Origin of the sequence: Bradyrhizobium sp. (assembly GCF_016462955.1) — a bacterium.
Lineage (GTDB): Bacteria > Pseudomonadota > Alphaproteobacteria > Rhizobiales > Xanthobacteraceae > Bradyrhizobium.
This window is the reverse complement of the sequence record NZ_JAEMSD010000220.1, coordinates 9,723-10,667: the sequence shown is the minus strand read 5'-3', so window position 1 is coordinate 10,667 and position 945 is coordinate 9,723. Positions and strand designations below refer to the sequence as shown.

Here is a 945-nt window from a genome sequence, read left to right as displayed (position 1 = left end):
CGCCCCGGCGTCCTTGTCCGCCGGCCCGAGCGGGCGCGCCGGCCGCAGATGCACCACGTCGGACGAGCGTGGGAACGGCGAGCGGTAGATGTGCGTCGTCGGCGCACCGGGCGAGGTCAGGACGAATTCGAGCGACCAGGCAGGATCGACCTGTGCAGTGCCCCAGCGCCCGTCGGAACCTGTCTTCGAGCTGTGCACCGCACCACCCTTGCGCTCACCGGTGTCGGGATCGACACGGAAGATATCGACGGTTGCACCCGCGACGGGACGGTTGGTCGGCACGCCGCCGGGCGTGCCCGAAACGAGGCCGCTCAAGGTCACGCTGGTCTCCGGCACGATTGCGATGCGCGTGGGCTCGCGGCCGGAGATGAACTTGTAGATCTCGCGGAACGCACGCGGATGGAACGCCACCTCGCGATGGTCGAGCGCGCCGAGCACGAGGTTGGTGGCGCCCTTCAGCTCCGGCCCTTCGGCCGTGACGTTGGTCGGCGTGCCGGGCTTGCCGATGAAGCGGCCGTCGGGTTGCGCGAATTTGTCCATTCCGTCGCTGCGCAGCGTGAGGAAGGCGACGCCAGGCGTCACCTCGCTCTCGCCCTCGTTCAGGCCGCGCAGGAAAATGCCGCGGCCGTTGAACTCGTTGTTGGGCTGGTCGTCGGCCGCGAACACGCCGTGATTGGGCGTACCGCACAGCACGGCTTGGCTGACATCGCCGGCACCACCGTTCTTGATGACGTTGCGGATGGCATAGCCGCCGCGCGAGCTGCCGACCAGCGCCACGCGGGATGCGCCCGTGCGGCGCTTCAGCTCAGTGATGGCGGCGGCAAGCTCGCGGCGCTGGTCCTCGGTCGAGGAACGGTTCGCCTGCTCGATTTTGTCGTCGCTCCGCGCCAACGGATCAGTGAAATTGATCGCCATCATGCGCTCGCGCGCGATGCCGTTCGATTC

At 68.4% G+C, this 945-nt stretch carries 1 protein-coding gene; it reads right to left on the bottom strand.

Annotated elements, in window-relative coordinates:
• Positions 1-945 (bottom strand): hydrolase (locus JHD07_RS21560; protein WP_291625571.1); only part of this gene is annotated, 945 nt, incomplete at both ends.